The sequence below is a fragment of the Rummeliibacillus sp. GQ308 genome, assembly GCF_059759115.1.
Window position 1 is genome coordinate 530,756 of sequence record NZ_JCAXDQ010000001.1, and the last position, 15,297, is coordinate 546,052.

Consider the following 15,297-nt stretch of genomic DNA (forward strand, 5'->3'; position numbering starts at 1 on the left):
GTGGTATCACTTGAAGAAGAAATTCGACAAGAAGTATTAAATGCGTTAATGGGCGTGAAAGATCCAGAAATCGATACAGTCAGCATCATTGATTTAGGCATGGTAGAGAAAGTGAATGTGGAAGGGAACAACGTGAATGTAGTGCTCCTTCCCACTTTTCTGGGATGTCCTGCATTAGAAATTATTAAGAAAAATACAGTGAATGCAGTGAAAAGACTGCCATCGGTGGGTGAGGTAGAAGTCGAATTTGTATTCCATCCACCTTGGACATCTGAACGTATTACTGAAGAAGGGCACAAAGGGCTGCGCGCATTTGGTATTGCTCCGCCGCCGCAGCACTTTGAAGAAGATGGTTCATGGCATGTGGATTGCCCTTACTGCGATTCTACTTATGTAACCATGGAAAATATCTTCGGGCCTACTGCCTGCAGAAGCATTTTGTACTGCAAAAGTTGTAAGAACCCGTTTGAAGCAATGAAACCAGTATCAACAATCATGTAAAAAGTGGAGGGATTTAGAATGGCAAAAGTAGTGGCATTATACAAACAACCGAAAGACAAAGAGAAATTTGATGAGCATTATTTTAATGTTCACGGACCCGTTACAGCAAAAATTCCAGGTCTTCGTGAAATGAAAGTAACGAGATTTACTAAAAATGTGATGGCAGGCGGTGAACCAGATCTTTATCTCATGTGCGAAATGATTTATGACAGCATGGAAGATTTGAAAAGTGGCATGAAATCGGATGAAGGGAAAGCTTCCGGAAAAGATTTAATGGGATTTGCAGGTGATCTTGTAACATTGATGATCGGCGAGGAAGTAGAATGAGTGCTTTTGACTGTATCGACACATTTATAACAGGCGGAACGGCGGTCATAGAGTTAAACCGCCCCCGCCAGTTAAATGCTCTTAATCGAAAAATGGTCAGTGAAGTCGTGGAAGCAATGGAGTTATTTGACCGAAATGAAGAGGTGCAGGTGATTGTCTTAACCGGAAAGGGTCACTCTTTCTCAGCTGGCGCTGATATAGATGAAATGGCGGAGGATGATCCGATTCGGCTGGAATTGTTAAACCAGTTTGCCGATTGGGACCGCCTCTCACTCATAAAAAAGCCTATCATTGGAGCTGTGAAAGGGTTTGTATTTGGCGGCGGATTTGAGCTTGCGTTATGCTGCGATCTTTTAATCGCGGCTTCTGGCACCGAATTTAGTTTCCCAGAAGTATCACTCGGTGTTATGCCTGGAGCAGGTGGGACTCAAAGGCTGACAAAGCTGGCAGGACGAACAAAAGCGCTTCAGTGGCTTTGGACAGGAGAGAGGATTCCAGCAGAAGATGCTTTAACACATGGTGTGATTAATCAAATTGTTTCCCCGGAATTATTAATGGAAGAAACATTGAAATTTGCGGCCAAGATTGCAAAACAGCCACCACTTTCTTTACGTCTGATCAAGGATTCAGTCAATAAGGCTGTCGATTATCCACTATACGAGGGCATGCAGTATGAACGAAAAAATTTTTATCTTCTTTTTGCTTCACAGGATCAAAAAGAAGGCATGAATGCTTTTGTAGAAAAAAGAAAACCAGAATATAAAGGTAGATAAGGAGCTGCATCTATGTTTGAAACCATTCATTATGATGTAAGAGATGGAGTTGCCTGGCTCACGTTGAACAGACCTGACAAACTTAACGCGTTTACAGCAAGGATGAACAGTGAAATCAAAGATGCCGTTAAGACAGCTTCACGAGATGAAGAAGTCCGGACAATAGTAATCACAGGAGCAGGGCGAGCGTTTTGTTCCGGCCAAGATTTGTCTGAAGTAGATGAAACGATGGATCACGGAGATATTTTAAGATCGCATTATGGACCAATGGTAAAAGAGATGAGGCGATGCGAAAAGCCCATCGTAGCAGCCGTGAACGGAGTTGCCGCTGGTGCTGGATTTTCTCTATCGCTTGCTTGTGATTTTCGCTTAGTTTCTGAGAATGCTAGTTTCGTTAATGCTTTTATACATGTTGGGCTCATACCGGATTCAGGCAATCTTTATTTCCTAACGAAGCTTGTAGGTGAAGGAAAAGCAGCTGAGTTAGCAATGCTGGGTGAGAAAATACCAGCAGAGAGAGCTGTTGAGCTTGGTCTCGCTAATAGAGTTTATACAGCAGAAACATTTACTGATGAAGTACACACATTTGCAGCCCGCCTTGCAACTATGCCGACAAAGGCAATGGGCTTAATCAAACGGTCACTGAAAGAGGCAAGCACACTTTCATTTGACGAATATCTTGAACGTGAAGCCCAAGGACAACGGATCGCTGGTTTGACAGCTGATCATCGTGAGGGCGTTGATGCGTTTATGCAGAAGAGAAAACCAGTTTTCCTAGGAAAATAAAAGGAGTGGAATAGATGTCAACAACTCAAGAAATCAAGGTAGAACAAGCAGCAATGAAACGAGATTTTTACCATTTAATCATTAACGGAGAGAAGGTAAAAAGCAGCAGTGACGAAACGATAAAAGTATACAATCCTGCAACCGGCGAATTGGTAGCTGAAGTAGCAAAAGCTTCAAAAGAGGATGCAGATCGAGCGGTATCTGCTGCACGCGAAGCATTTGATAACGGTAAATGGAAGAAGTACCCTGTCGGCCGCCGTGCACAAGTATTGAATAAGATTGCTTCTATTATGCGTGCCCGTTTCAACGAACTAGTGGAACTAGAAATTCTTGATACAGGTAAGTCTATCCATGCTGCACAGGGACAGGTTATGCAAGCCATTGAAGATTTTGAATTCTACGCAGGCGCGATTGTCGGCCACCGCGGGACGGTCAATAATGTGCCTGGACAATTCCATAACTATACAGAAAAAGAACCTGTCGGCGTTTGTGCCCAAATCACGCCATGGAATTACCCGATGATGATGGCTGCATGGAAAGTGGCACCGGCGATTGCTGTTGGCTGTTCAGTTATTGTTAAACCTGCTTCGCTTACACCACTTACAACGATTATCCTTGGCGAAATTTGCCTAGAAGCAGGTGTTCCTGCAGGCGTTGTGAATATTATTCCAGGATCAGGTGCTGAAGTGGGCGATTATCTAGTGGGTCATCCACAAGTGGATAAAGTTGCATTCACAGGCTCTACGCCAATTGGGAAAAACATTATGGCCAAAGCATCGCAATCATTAAAGCGCGTGACACTTGAGCTTGGAGGCAAATCGCCTAATCTTGTCTTTAATGATGCAGACATTGATGCGGCAGTTGATGGATCATTGTTTGGTATTTTCTATAATAGCGGACAATCTTGCGAAGCACGTTCACGCTTGTATGTGCAAGAAGATATATATGAGGAATTCATGAGCAAGTTCGTCCAAAAGGCAAAAGCTATTAAACTGGGCGATCCATTTGATAAAGGTACACATATGGGGGCAATCATCGACCAACGTCAGCTTGACACAATTGACAGCTATGTAAAATCTGCGGTGGAAGATGGCGCAGAAATTCTTGCTGGAGGGCATGTGGCAAAACCTGAAGGCTTTGAAAATGGCTTCTGGTATGAACCAACTGTGATTGCAAATGTAAATCATGATATGAAAGCAGTAAAAGAAGAAATCTTTGGACCTGTTGTTGTTGTCATGAAGTTTAAAGATGAAAAAGAAGCGATTAAGCTGGCGAACGATACGGAATTTGGTCTCGGTTCTGCGGTTTGGACAAAAGACGGCGCCAAAGCAACACGTGTAGCCAACGGGATTCAAGCAGGCATTGTCATGGTCAACTGTCCGTTCTCTGCATTTCCGGGAACGCCATTTGGCGGATACAAGCAGTCAGGCTTTGGCCGTGAGCTAAGTATTGAGTCACTGGATCTCTACACAGAAACAAAGAGTATCCTATCTTACTATGGCAGCCGTCCCCTTAATCCATTAGGCGTTTAAACTATTTATTGAAGACGGACAGGTGACCATGATCTCTTGTCCGTTTTCCTGCATAAAGGAGGAGAAAAATATGATCAAACGCATTGGCGTCATTGGTTCAGGTGTCATGGGCAGAGGAATTGCTTATGTTGGAGCACTTGGCGGATACTCTGTCACAGTTGCAGATGTAAGCGAAGAGGCATTGCATAATGCAAAAAAAGAGATTGAGACCATTTTTGAAAAAAGCATCTCCCGTGGACATATCACTGTAGAGGCAGCAGAACAGGCTCGTGGAAATTTACATTTTGAAACAGACTTAGCATTCGTCGCGGCAGGGGCTGATTTACTGATTGAAGCTGTACCAGAAGTAGCAGCTATTAAGAAACAAGTATTTGAAATGATGGAGGAGCATGCCCAAGAGCATTGCTACTTCGCAACAAATACTTCTACTATGAGCCCGACAGAGATTGCTTCCTATGCGAAGCGTCCGGATAAAACGATTGCGATGCATTTTTTCAACCCTGTACATAAAATGCCTCTCGTTGAAATTATCCGCGGGCTAGAAACAAGCGATGAAACAGCATCTGTAATTAGAGAAGTCGCTGAAAAAATGGGGAAGGAGACCGTTGTCATTAATGAATTCCCTGGGTTTGTGACAAGTCGGATCAGTGCATTAGTCGGTAATGAGGCCTTCTATATGTTACAAGAAGGGCTCGGCACGCCTGAAGAGATTGATAAAGCGATAAAACTTGGATTGAATTATCCAATGGGTCCCTTTGAATTAGTTGATCTTGTGGGCCTTGATGTCCGTTTGAACAACTTAAAGTATTTGCATGAAAAGCTAGGTGAAAAATATCGTCCTGCACCACTTCTTGAACAGTATGTGAAAGCGGGAAGGCTTGGCCGCAAAAGTGGAAGAGGCGTGTATGACTATACTGATCAAAAAGAGCTGATAAAAAAATGAGAGAAGTCGTTATTGTAGATGCAGTCCGTACGCCAATTGGTAGATATAAAGGTTCATTAAAGGATGTCAGGCCGGATGATCTTGGAGCAGTTGTCATTAAAGCATTGCTTGAGCGAAACCCGGCAATCCCTCCAGAACAGATTGAAGAAGTTGTATTAGGCAACGCGAACCAAGCTGGAGAAGACAACCGCAATGTGGCAAGAATGGCAGCCCTACTTGCAGGTCTTCCAGTAGAGGTCGGCGGCACCACGGTTAATCGCCTGTGCGGCTCAGGCTTAGATGCTGTGATGTATGCTGCACGAGCAATTTCAGTAGGCGAAGGAGATATCTTTATTGCAGGCGGTACAGAAAGCATGACACGAGCGCCATTAGTCATGGCAAAGCCAAATCAGGAGTTCCCACGGGGAAATATGGAACTGCAAGATACAACAATCGGCTGGCGTTTTACTAATCCTGTACTACATGAAATGTATGGAACAGACTCGATGCCGCAAACGGCAGAAAATGTTGCGCAGCGCTATGCCATTTCTCGTGAGGATCAAGACGCATTTGCACATGAAAGTCAGCAACGGGCCAAAAAAGCATTGGAAGAAAATCGTTTTACGGAAGAGATTGTTCCGGTTGTATATAAGGACCGCAAAGGAAGTGAAATGGTTGTTGACCGTGATGAACATCCGCGTCCAGAGACAACACTTGAAAAGCTTGGAAACCTAAAGCCACTTTTTGAAGGTGGTACTGTGACAGCGGGAAATGCATCTGGGGTAAACGATGGGGCAGCTGCATTGCTGCTTATGAGCGCGGAAAAAGCGAAAGAGCTAAATGTAAATCCGCTCGCCAAATATATAACAGGAGCTACAGCGGGGCTAGAACCGGCCGTTATGGGTCTTGGCCCAATTTACGCAACCCAAAAAGCGCTTAAACGAGCACACCTGACTGTAAATGATATCGGGCTTATTGAGTTGAACGAAGCTTTTGCTTCCCAGTCAATTGAATGCATTCGCCAGCTAGAATTAGATTCGAATAAAGTGAATGTCAACGGAGGAGCCATCGCTTTTGGCCATCCATTAGGTGCTAGTGGGGCTCGTATTTTGACAACACTTCTTTATGAGATGAAAAGGCGAAACGAAAAATTCGGATTGGTCACAATGTGTATTGGTGTCGGTCAAGGCATTGCAGCTATTGTAGAAAATTACAATGAATAAACGTTGTAAATAGGCTGTCCCTTCAAGCCCCATGCTCTTTTATGTAAGAGCGTGGGCAAAAGACGGACAGTCTTTTTAATAGAAAGGAATGGTAGTATGTCGACCGTATTATATACGAAGAAAAATAATATTGCTTATGTAACTATTAATCGGGAAGAATCTCTTAATTGTTTTAATTATGAGACTCTTAAATGCTTACAAGAAGTTACAGATGAAATTTCGATTGACCCAGAGGTTAAAGTAGTCATATTTACTGGTGCCGGCAATAAAGCATTTAGCGCAGGTGCTGATTTAAAAGAGCGCAAACATTTAACCGAAGCAGAAGTCCGACGAAATGTAAAAGCAATTCGCGATGTATTCAATGGCATTGCGAGCCTCCCACAGCCAACCATTGCAGCAGTCAATGGCTATGCACTGGGCGGTGGATTTGAATTGATGATTGCTTGTGACTTCCCCATCGCAGTAGAAGATACGCAAATGGGTTTGACTGAAACAAGCTGGGCCATCATACCAGGAGCAGGTGGAACACAGCGCCTGCCTAGATTAGTAGGGGAAATGAAAGCGAAGGAACTCATTTTTACCGCCAAGAAATTTTCAGCACAAGAAGGATTGTCCATGGGGGTTGTATTGCAAGTAGTGAAGAAAGAGGAATTAATGAGTACCTGTGAACAATTGGCGGTAGATATGATGAAAAATGGTCCTGTTGCTTTAAAACAAGCCAAATATGCTATCACACAAGGAATGAATACAGACTTACAAACAGGTCTAGCTATTGAAGCTAAAGCGTATGAACTTACGATACCAACAACAGATCGCTTAGAAGCACTACAGGCTTTTAGTGAAAAAAGGGAACCAGAGTATATCGGCAAGTAGGCATTCTATCAAATTAACGTTATAATAAGAAAATAAAGAAATGTCGAAAAAAGAAGAAAGAGAGGAATGAAATGGCGAATACACAATCAATGATTTTCACCATCTATGGCGACTATATTCGTCATTACGGAAATAAAATATGGATCGGCAGTTTAATTCGTGTATTGAAAGAGTTTGGACATAATGAGCAATCCGTTCGAGTTGCTGTCTCTCGAATGGTGAAGCAGGGCTGGATTGTATCCGAAAAAAAGGGGAACAAAAGCTATTATTACCTTACGCCACGGGGAGAAGCGCGTATGGAAGAAGCAGCACACCGGATTTTCAAGTTAAAGGCACATTCATGGGATGGCAAATGGCGCATGCTGATGTATACCATTCCAGAAGAAAAAAGGTTAATCCGTGATGAATTACGCAAAGAGCTACTATGGAGTGGTTTCGGGAGCTTTTCAAGTGGCTGTTGGATTTCACCAAACGATCTTGAAAAAGAAGTGAAGATGCTAGTTGAAAAATATGAAATAAGCGAGTATGTTGATTTCTTTGTTTCAGATTACAAAGGGCCAAATGAAGACCGTGCACTTGTCGAAAAAAGTTGGCCGCTACAAGAGATTGAAGGAAAGTATGAAGAGTTTATTGCAACATATAGCAAAAGATATATTATCCACCAAAGTGCTATGGCAACTGGGCAAATGACAGATGCGGAATGTTTTGTTGCGCGGGCGAACCTAGTGCATGAATACCGTAAATTTCTATTTACCGACCCGGGATTGCCAAAAGAGTTGTTACCTCCTTTGTGGAATGGTGACCATGCCTCACTTCTATTCAGCCAATACTACAAATTACTGGCAGAGCCAGCCAGCCGATTTTTTGAAGAAGTATTCAGTGAGGATAATGATATGCGTCGTAAAGACAAAACGTATAATGCAGCGCATCATCCATATCTAGTCAATGAGAATCCAAAGTAAAACCCAGAAAACGAAAAGCTTTCTGGGTTTTCAATCTACTAGTATATAAAATATATCCAAGGCATCTTTTAACCCATTGGTTCATACTATTTACTACTAGCTGATAGTTAGATGTCTGTTGGGTGCTAACATAATTTAATCTTGCTCTAAAGCTTTTCTAAAGTCATATCCTTTTTGCACATACGTATCAATAGATAACTGAATGAGTTCAAGGTCTTTGTCATTTAGTTCGCGGACCACTTTACCAGGTGAGCCAACCACAAGTGAACGAGGAGGAATTTTATTGCCGCTCGGAATTAAAGTGTTGGCGCCAATAATGCACTCTTCACCGATTTCTGTATTGTCTAGTATGGTGGACCCCATGCCAATAATTGAACGTTTCCCCACCTTACAGCCATGCAAAATAACATTATGGCCAACCGTTACTTCATCTTCCACGACAACCGGAGAACCTTCATACAAATGTATGGTTGAGTTATCTTGGATGCTGCATCGTTTACCTATTGTAATGGAGCCTTCGTCGCCGCGAAGCACAGCATTAAACCAAATGGTCGATTCTGAGCCGACATGGACATCTCCTATCAGTTGAGAGCCAGGTGCAATAAATACATTTTCTTCGAGCTGCGGATTTTTCCCGTTAAAAGCAATAATCATAGCATACCCTCCGTCAGTAATTTTCTAAATTGTTTTTCTATTCTATTTATTATAACATAATTTCAAAGGGAGGAGAAAAAATGATAGATGTTTGTGAATTGCTTCAAATAAACTATCCTATTATCCAAGGGGGGATGGGCAATATTAGCAATGCCCAATTAACCGCTGCCGTTTCAGAAGCGGGAGGGCTTGGCACGATTGGGTGCGGTACTATGGATCCTGATGAGGTAGAAAAGATTATTCTAGAAACAAAACAGCTTACAGCTAAAAGCTTTGCGGTAAATATAGCAATAAGCGTATCACCTTATACAAAAGATCTTATTGATTTGGTTATCAAGCATAAAATTCCGTTTGTTTCACTATCAGCAGGTAATCCAGCACCACTCATTCCACTACTCCATGAACATGGAATCAAGGTAATTGCACTTGTAGCATCTGTTAAACATGCACAAAAAGCAGAGGCAGCTGGTGCGGATATCCTTGTAGCGGAAGGGTTCGAAGCAGCAGGGATTAACTCTTCTCTTGAATTAACTACATTTACACTGATACCACAGATTGTGGAGCATGTAAATGTACCGGTACTAGCTGCTGGTGGGATTGGCGATGGCAGAGGCTTAGCAGCAGCTCTTATACTTGGCGCAAGCGGCGTACAAATAGGGACAAGGCTGATTGCAACAAAAGAGGCGCCATTCCATGAAGCGTACAAGAATCATCTTGTCCAAGCAGAGGATACAGAAACGATGATTTTGGGTCGCAGTGTTGGTAGGGTCAGACGGATTTTAAAAAATCCTTATGCAAAGCGCTTAAAAGAGCAGGAACAAGAGGGGATGACGTTAGATCAGTATACAGAATGGACTTCGGAAGATAAACATATACAAGGCGCGTTGAAAGGCGATATGGAAAATGGCTTTATTAACAGTGGCCAAATTGCAGGACTAATTGATGATGTACCGACTGTTAAGGAATTGTTCGAAAGAATGATGGAATCGGCAGATGAGCAGCTTAATTTTGCAGCACAAGAAGTAAAAGAAATCCGATTTCGTGCGGCGAAGCAAGGTGCGACTGTTATCCTTGGAGAAAAGGATATATAGTACTGATTAATCCTTACAAGGAAAATATCCCCTTGTAAGGAGCGGATTTTGTTGAATATAGGTGATAGAATTTTCAGAAAATAATGTTGATTTTCATATAACGGGTTGATAAAATGAAGTTGGAAAAACGTTATACCAATAGAGGGGATTAAAAGAGAGAAGTGTAAGCGTTTTCCTGTTTAATAAATATGAAGGGGTGGAGTATTGGAACAGAAAGAACAATGGTCATCGAAGCTGGGGTTCATTCTGGCAGCTGCTGGTTCTGCAATTGGGCTCGGCGCTATCTGGAAGTTTCCTTATGTAGCGGGTACAAGCGGGGGAGGAATTTTTCTACTCATTTTTATTCTCTTTACATTGCTTGTCGGTTTGCCGCTTTTAATTGGAGAGTTCATTATCGGAAGAAGTACGCAAAAAGATGCAATAGAATCATATAAGGAACTAGCGCCAAACTCTTCATGGCATTTTATTGGAAGGCTTGGCATTTTTACATGCTTTATCTTGCTATCATTTTATAGTGTAGTAGGCGGATGGATCTTAATTTATATTTATAAAGGTTTTACCGGGGCTTTAAATGGTCTAACAGAAGTCCAATATGGGACTTTATTTGGCGAAACGATATCCAGTCCATTCCTTTCTATTTTCGGTCAATTCTTGTTTATGGCCATCACGATTTATGTGGTTTCACGGGGTGTAACAGCTGGTATTGAAAAGGCAAGCCAATTTATGATGCCGGCATTGTTTATTTTATTCCTGCTTATTATTATTCGTTCTCTAACACTAGAAGGATCAATGAAAGGACTTGAATTCTTTCTTAATCCTGATTTATCAAAGATTACTTCGGATACAATCTTATTTGCCATGGGGCAGTCATTCTTTACCTTGAGTGTGGGGGTATCCGTCATGGTCACATACAGCTCCTATTTATCTAAGAAGGAAAGTATCCCACAATCCGCTATTTCCATCGTGGTCATGAACCTGCTTGTAGCAGTGTTAGCTGGATTGGCTATTTTCCCTGCTGTTTTCTCGTTTGGTCTGAAACCAGATGCAGGGCCAGTATTGCTATTTAATGTGCTGCCAACAGTCTTTAACCAAATTCCATTTGGCATTGTCTTTTTACTTGCCTTTTTAATCCTATTTTTATTTGCCGCATTAACTTCTGCTTTTTCTATGCTTGAGATTATTGTGGCCGTACTAGCAAAAGGCGATGACAGCAAACGGATGAAATATTCATGGATCATCGGTCTACTTATTTTTGTTGTAGGCGTACCTTCTGCACTGTCATACGGTGTGTGGAGCGACGTATTGATTTTCAAAAAGTCTATTTTTGATGCGGCTGATTATCTTGTAAGTAATTTGCTTCTACCGCTGGGGGCTTTGTTGATCGCCATTTTTGTTCCGATGAAAATTTCAAAAGAAAGATTAGTAGAAGAGATTTCTTCTGGCTCATCTATTGGAAAGAAAATTTTTGCTACATGGTTCCTATTGATTAAATACATTGTGCCTGTTGTGATTGTGATTGTTTACTTGGATGTTCTTGGCGTCTTCGACTATTTTTTTTAATAGAATAGAAGAAAGCTATGCGTAAAATAAAACGTTTGAGGGTGATAACATGGACGTGACAGATATTCAACTTTTGAAAATTCTTCAGGAAGATGGACGAATTACACTAAGCGATTTATCAAAAAAACTCTCCCTCAGCAGGCCAAGTGTAGCCGAACGTTTTACAAGGTTAACTGAAAAAGGAACGATCGACAAAATTGGAGCAAGAGTATTGCCTAATGCAGTAGGTCGAAACCTGCTTTTATTCATTCAGGTGAGTGAAGTAAAGGTTCTTTATGATGATTTTGAAGAAATGACTCGAAACCATCCCGATATCATTGAATGTCACCGTTTAACTGGCACTGTGAACTATTTATTGAAGGCAGCAGTCAATGATGTGGACCATTTAAATAAGCTTATTGATTATCTAATTCACTACGGTATTATCCATACATCGATCGTGCTAAAATCACCTGTTTCGGAAAAAATAGTTTTGCCATCAGCTATTGAGCAAGAATGGCCGTGAGCCTTTAAAATAAAAGAATAATAGACTTTCATTCGCGACCTCTTTCACTTTGGAAAGGGGTTTTTTACTGCAGTAAAAGGAACTTACAAATCGGAGTAATTGATCAATAAATATATTCATAATGTTAAATAATTTCAGAAAATTAGATCAGTTTGATATATATTTGTACACTCTAACCTTTTATAATTAAAGTTACATTTATTTATCTTCATTAGCACTATTTTGAAAGGGCTTACAGTGGAGAAGAGACGTCAACCATTCAATGAAAGCGGGGATAAAAATGAATCTGGTAGAAAAGAAATCAATAACAGAAGAATTTACGCTTTTTGAAAAAATGTCTAAACATGAACAAGTGGTCTTTTGCAACGATCCGGCATCGGGCTTGAAGGCAATTATTGCCATTCATAATACAACGCTTGGACCTGCGCTTGGCGGGTGCCGCATGCAGCCATATAACAGTGTGGAAGAAGCACTTGAAGATGCCCTGCGCCTCTCGAAAGGCATGAGTTATAAATGTGCTGCCTCAGACGTTGATTTTGGTGGAGGAAAAGCAGTTATCATCGGGGATCCGTTAAAAGATAAATCACCTGAATTGTTCAGAGCTTTTGGCCAGTTTGTTGAATCGCTGGGTGGCCGTTTTTATACGGGGACAGATATGGGCACAAATATGGAAGATTTCATTCATGCCATGAAAGAGACCAATTGTATCGTTGGTGTACCGGAAGCTTATGGAGGCGGAGGAGATTCTTCTGTTCCGACTGCTATGGGTGTTCTTTATGGCATCAAAGCAACAAATAGAACGCTCTTTGGTAGAGACAGTCTTGGCGGCCATACATATGCCGTTCAAGGCTTAGGAAAAGTTGGCTTTAAAGTAGCAGAAGGCTTACTGGAAGAAGGCGCTCATTTGATTGTGACAGATATCAACGAACAAAGCTTACAGGCGATACAAGAAAAAGCAAAAACTATGCCAGGTTCAGTTTCTATTGTGGCTAGCCATGAAATATATACACAAGAAGCAGATGTTTTTGTTCCTTGTGCCTTTGGTGGAGTTATTAACGATGAAACCATTGCACAGTTGAAAGTAAAAGCAATCGCTGGTTCAGCCAATAATCAACTTCTTGCTGAAGAGCATGGAAGACAGCTTACTGAAAAAGGCATTCTATATGCACCGGATTACATTATCAACTCGGGTGGTCTCATTCAGGTAGCGGATGAATTATACGGTGTGAATAAAGAACGTGTACTTGCAAAAACAAAACATATTTATGATGCCATTCTTGAAGTATACCAGCAAGCAAGACTGGACAGCATCACTACGATGGAAGCAGCAAACCGAATGTGTGAGCAACGCATGGCATCCAGAGGAAAGCGAAACAGCTTCTTCACTTCTTCTATCAAGCCAAAATGGGCGATTCGTAAATAATTGTGTGAGGAGGGTACTATGGAGACTCAATTTCCGATCAAAAGAATCATAGATGATGAAGGAAACGTAGTAGACGCTTCCTATTGTGAACAACTGCATGGAGAGCTAGCAAAAGAGTTGTTTTACCATATGAAGCGGATTCGGGCCTTTGATAGAAAAGCGATCAGCTTGCAGCGGCAAGGACGCCTTGGCACATATGCACCAATGGAGGGGCAGGAAGCTTCACAGGTGGGCAGTGCACTAGCACTGGGGCAGGATGATTGGATGTTTCCAACATACCGCGATCACGGTGCAAAGCTTACATTTGGCGCCCCTATGGTAGAGACCTATCTTTACTGGAATGGAAGAGCAGAGGGGTGTGTTCCCCCTGTAGGAAAGAATATTTTTCCGCCTGCTGTGCCGATTGCTACACAATTGCCGCATGCAGCAGGAGCAGCTTGGGCAGAAATGCGTAAAGGGACGCGGAATGCAGCCATTGCTTATTTTGGAGATGGAGCAACATCTGAAGGAGATTTCCATGAAGGATTAAATTTCGCCAGTGTATTAAAAGCACCTGTCTTATTTTTTAATCAGAATAACCGGTATGCCATATCGGTTCCGATTGAAAAGCAAATGAATTCTGAAACGATTGCTCAAAAAGCTGTCGCATATGGCATGCCAGGAGTACGTATTGACGGCAATGACTGTTTCTCTGTTTACTTTGAGGCTAAAAAGGCCTTAGAAGATGCTAGAAACGGTAGAGGGCCAACGCTTATTGAAGCGGTGACTTGGCGTACAGGTGCCCATACAACTGCAGATGATCCGTCAAAATATCGTCCGGAAGACCAAGGGAAAGAGATAGTAGATCCATTAGTGCGACTAGAGCGTTTTATGAAGAAAAACAGCTGCTGGGATGAGGCTTGGATTGTTGAGATAGAAGCATTAATCAAAGCAGAAGTAGAGACAGCTGTTGAAGAGATGGAAAGCTATCCAAAAGCAAACGTGGAAGATTTGTTCGACCATGTTTTCGCTGAAATGCCGACACAACTGGCTGAGCAAAAAGAATCCTATCTTGCACATTTGAAGAGGGGGTAATGGGCTTTGGAAATGGAAGTTAAGGAGATACAACGAGAAAATACGGCCACACAGCTTTTGACGATAGTAGGAGCTGTCAATGATGCGATGAAAACGCTGCTTGAAAGCGATGAAAGTGTCATGATTCTTGGTGAGGATATTGGAAAGAATGGGGGAGTTTTTCGTGCGACGGAAGGGCTTCAAGAGAAATTTGGTACTGATCGTGTTGTTGATACACCCCTTTCAGAAGCTGGAATTATAGGTACATCTATCGGCCTTGCAGTCAATGGATTTAAACCTATTGCGGAAATTCAATTTTTAGGCTTCATTTATCCAGCTTACGAACAAATTATGACACATGTCTCACGGCTTCGGATGAGAACCATGGGGCATTATACTGTGCCGATGGTTATTCGAGCCCCATACGGCGCAGGAATCCGTTCACCTGAAATTCATTCTGATAGCACAGAATCCCTGTTCACACATATGCCGGGAATAAAGGTTGTTTGCCCATCTACTCCCTATGACGCAAAAGGGCTGCTGATCGCGGCAATGGAAGACCCAGACCCGGTATTAATGCTTGAGCCAATGAAGAGCTATCGTGCGAAAAGAGAAGAAGTGCCGGTTGGAAAATATACAGTTGAGATTGGCAAAGGAAAAAGGGTGAGAGGAGGTACAGATGTCACTCTGATTGCCTGGGGGGCTATGATGCCCCTTGTAGAAAAGGCGGCGCAGCAAGCCGTGAAAAAAGGAATCAGCTGTGACATTATTGATTTGAGAACACTCTATCCAATCGATCGAGAAATCATTGCGGAATCTGTACAAAAAACAGGGAGAGCTGTTATTGTTCATGAAGCTCATTTAACTGGCGGTCTTGGCAATGATATTATCTCTATTATTAACGATACATCTTTCTTATATTTGCGGGCGCCTATTGAGCGTGTTACAGGCTTTGATGTGCCAGTGCCTTTCTTTGCATTAGAGGAAGACTTTCTTCCAACGCCAGCACGTGTATTAGAAAGTATTGAAAAGGCTGTTCATTTCTAATCGTGTGGCTGAAGGCGCCAATTCCTGGCGTCTTCTATTTTTCTATAAAGAGAATAAATGCATTC

The 15,297-nt window shown here is 42.1% G+C and carries 16 protein-coding genes; 15 read left to right on the top strand and 1 reads right to left on the bottom strand.

Translation table 11 applies throughout. From position 1 onward, the window contains the following. The 9 genes from paaD (at position 1) to paaX (ending at position 7,899) form a co-directional block, all read left to right on the top strand. Positions 1 to 501, top strand: coding sequence for a 1,2-phenylacetyl-CoA epoxidase subunit PaaD (gene paaD / locus AC6CHJ_RS02520; protein WP_256366253.1), 501 nt, complete (start codon positions 1 to 3; stop codon positions 499 to 501). 18 nt (positions 502 to 519) lie between these two features. Next, the gene (locus tag AC6CHJ_RS02525) at positions 520 to 828 is read left to right on the top strand and encodes an EthD family reductase (protein WP_066784641.1); all 309 of its coding nucleotides are present in this window, start codon (positions 520 to 522) and stop codon (positions 826 to 828) included. Then, on the top strand, positions 825 to 1,601 hold the full coding sequence (locus AC6CHJ_RS02530) for an enoyl-CoA hydratase/isomerase family protein (protein ID WP_498287189.1): 777 nt from the start codon (positions 825 to 827) through the stop codon (positions 1,599 to 1,601). Before AC6CHJ_RS02525 ends, AC6CHJ_RS02530 begins: the two co-directional genes overlap by 4 nt. Positions 1,602 to 1,613: 12 nt before the next feature. Next, positions 1,614 to 2,387 carry an enoyl-CoA hydratase-related protein gene (locus AC6CHJ_RS02535; protein ID WP_498287190.1) on the top strand — a complete coding sequence of 258 codons (774 nt, stop codon included), beginning with the start codon at positions 1,614 to 1,616 and terminating at the stop codon, positions 2,385 to 2,387. Between the two features lie 14 nt (positions 2,388 to 2,401). Continuing rightward, on the top strand, positions 2,402 to 3,919 hold the full coding sequence (locus tag AC6CHJ_RS02540; RefSeq protein ID WP_498287191.1) for an aldehyde dehydrogenase family protein: 1,518 nt from the start codon (positions 2,402 to 2,404) through the stop codon (positions 3,917 to 3,919). A gap of 70 nt (positions 3,920 to 3,989) precedes the next feature. Next, the gene (locus AC6CHJ_RS02545; protein ID WP_498287192.1) at positions 3,990 to 4,862 is read left to right on the top strand and encodes a 3-hydroxyacyl-CoA dehydrogenase; all 873 of its coding nucleotides are present in this window, start codon (positions 3,990 to 3,992) and stop codon (positions 4,860 to 4,862) included. Further along, positions 4,859 to 6,064 carry an acetyl-CoA C-acyltransferase gene (locus AC6CHJ_RS02550; protein WP_498287193.1) on the top strand — a complete coding sequence of 402 codons (1,206 nt, stop codon included), beginning with the start codon at positions 4,859 to 4,861 and terminating at the stop codon, positions 6,062 to 6,064. The genes AC6CHJ_RS02545 and AC6CHJ_RS02550 overlap by 4 nt, the downstream gene beginning before the upstream one ends. Before the next feature lie 96 nt (positions 6,065 to 6,160). After that, a complete protein-coding gene (locus AC6CHJ_RS02555) occupies positions 6,161 to 6,937 on the top strand; it encodes an enoyl-CoA hydratase-related protein (protein WP_392994988.1) in 777 nt (258 codons plus the stop codon). A 71-nt stretch (positions 6,938 to 7,008) separates the two neighbouring features. Next, positions 7,009 to 7,899, top strand: coding sequence for a phenylacetic acid degradation operon negative regulatory protein PaaX (gene paaX, locus AC6CHJ_RS02560; RefSeq protein WP_147194679.1), 891 nt, complete (start codon positions 7,009 to 7,011; stop codon positions 7,897 to 7,899). Between the two features lie 135 nt (positions 7,900 to 8,034). Here the strand turns inward: paaX and AC6CHJ_RS02565 are convergent, their stop codons facing one another. Beyond that, positions 8,035 to 8,553 carry a gamma carbonic anhydrase family protein gene (locus tag AC6CHJ_RS02565; RefSeq protein ID WP_498287194.1) on the bottom strand — a complete coding sequence of 173 codons (519 nt, stop codon included), beginning with the start codon at positions 8,551 to 8,553 and terminating at the stop codon, positions 8,035 to 8,037. Positions 8,554 to 8,633: 80 nt separating this feature from the next. On the opposite strand from AC6CHJ_RS02565, the gene AC6CHJ_RS02570 reads away from it, so the two are divergent. The 6 genes from AC6CHJ_RS02570 (at position 8,634) to AC6CHJ_RS02595 (ending at position 15,232) form a co-directional block, all read left to right on the top strand. Further along, positions 8,634 to 9,644, top strand: a complete 1,011-nt coding sequence (locus AC6CHJ_RS02570) for an NAD(P)H-dependent flavin oxidoreductase (protein WP_498287195.1) — start codon at positions 8,634 to 8,636, stop codon at positions 9,642 to 9,644. 204 nt (positions 9,645 to 9,848) lie between these two features. Continuing rightward, on the top strand, positions 9,849 to 11,204 hold the full coding sequence (locus AC6CHJ_RS02575) for a sodium-dependent transporter (protein WP_498287196.1): 1,356 nt from the start codon (positions 9,849 to 9,851) through the stop codon (positions 11,202 to 11,204). 49 nt (positions 11,205 to 11,253) lie between these two features. Beyond that, positions 11,254 to 11,709: an Lrp/AsnC family transcriptional regulator gene (locus tag AC6CHJ_RS02580; RefSeq protein WP_066784673.1), complete on the top strand. Its 456-nt coding sequence runs from the start codon at positions 11,254 to 11,256 to the stop codon at positions 11,707 to 11,709. A 280-nt stretch (positions 11,710 to 11,989) separates the two neighbouring features. After that, positions 11,990 to 13,132 carry a Leu/Phe/Val dehydrogenase gene (locus AC6CHJ_RS02585; protein ID WP_498287197.1) on the top strand — a complete coding sequence of 381 codons (1,143 nt, stop codon included), beginning with the start codon at positions 11,990 to 11,992 and terminating at the stop codon, positions 13,130 to 13,132. Positions 13,133 to 13,150: 18 nt separating this feature from the next. Next, positions 13,151 to 14,206 carry a pyruvate dehydrogenase (acetyl-transferring) E1 component subunit alpha gene (gene pdhA, locus AC6CHJ_RS02590; protein WP_498287198.1) on the top strand — a complete coding sequence of 352 codons (1,056 nt, stop codon included), beginning with the start codon at positions 13,151 to 13,153 and terminating at the stop codon, positions 14,204 to 14,206. A 12-nt stretch (positions 14,207 to 14,218) separates the two neighbouring features. Beyond that, a complete protein-coding gene (locus AC6CHJ_RS02595) occupies positions 14,219 to 15,232 on the top strand; it encodes an alpha-ketoacid dehydrogenase subunit beta (RefSeq protein ID WP_498288503.1) in 1,014 nt (337 codons plus the stop codon). Positions 15,233 to 15,297: the final 65 nt, after the last annotated feature.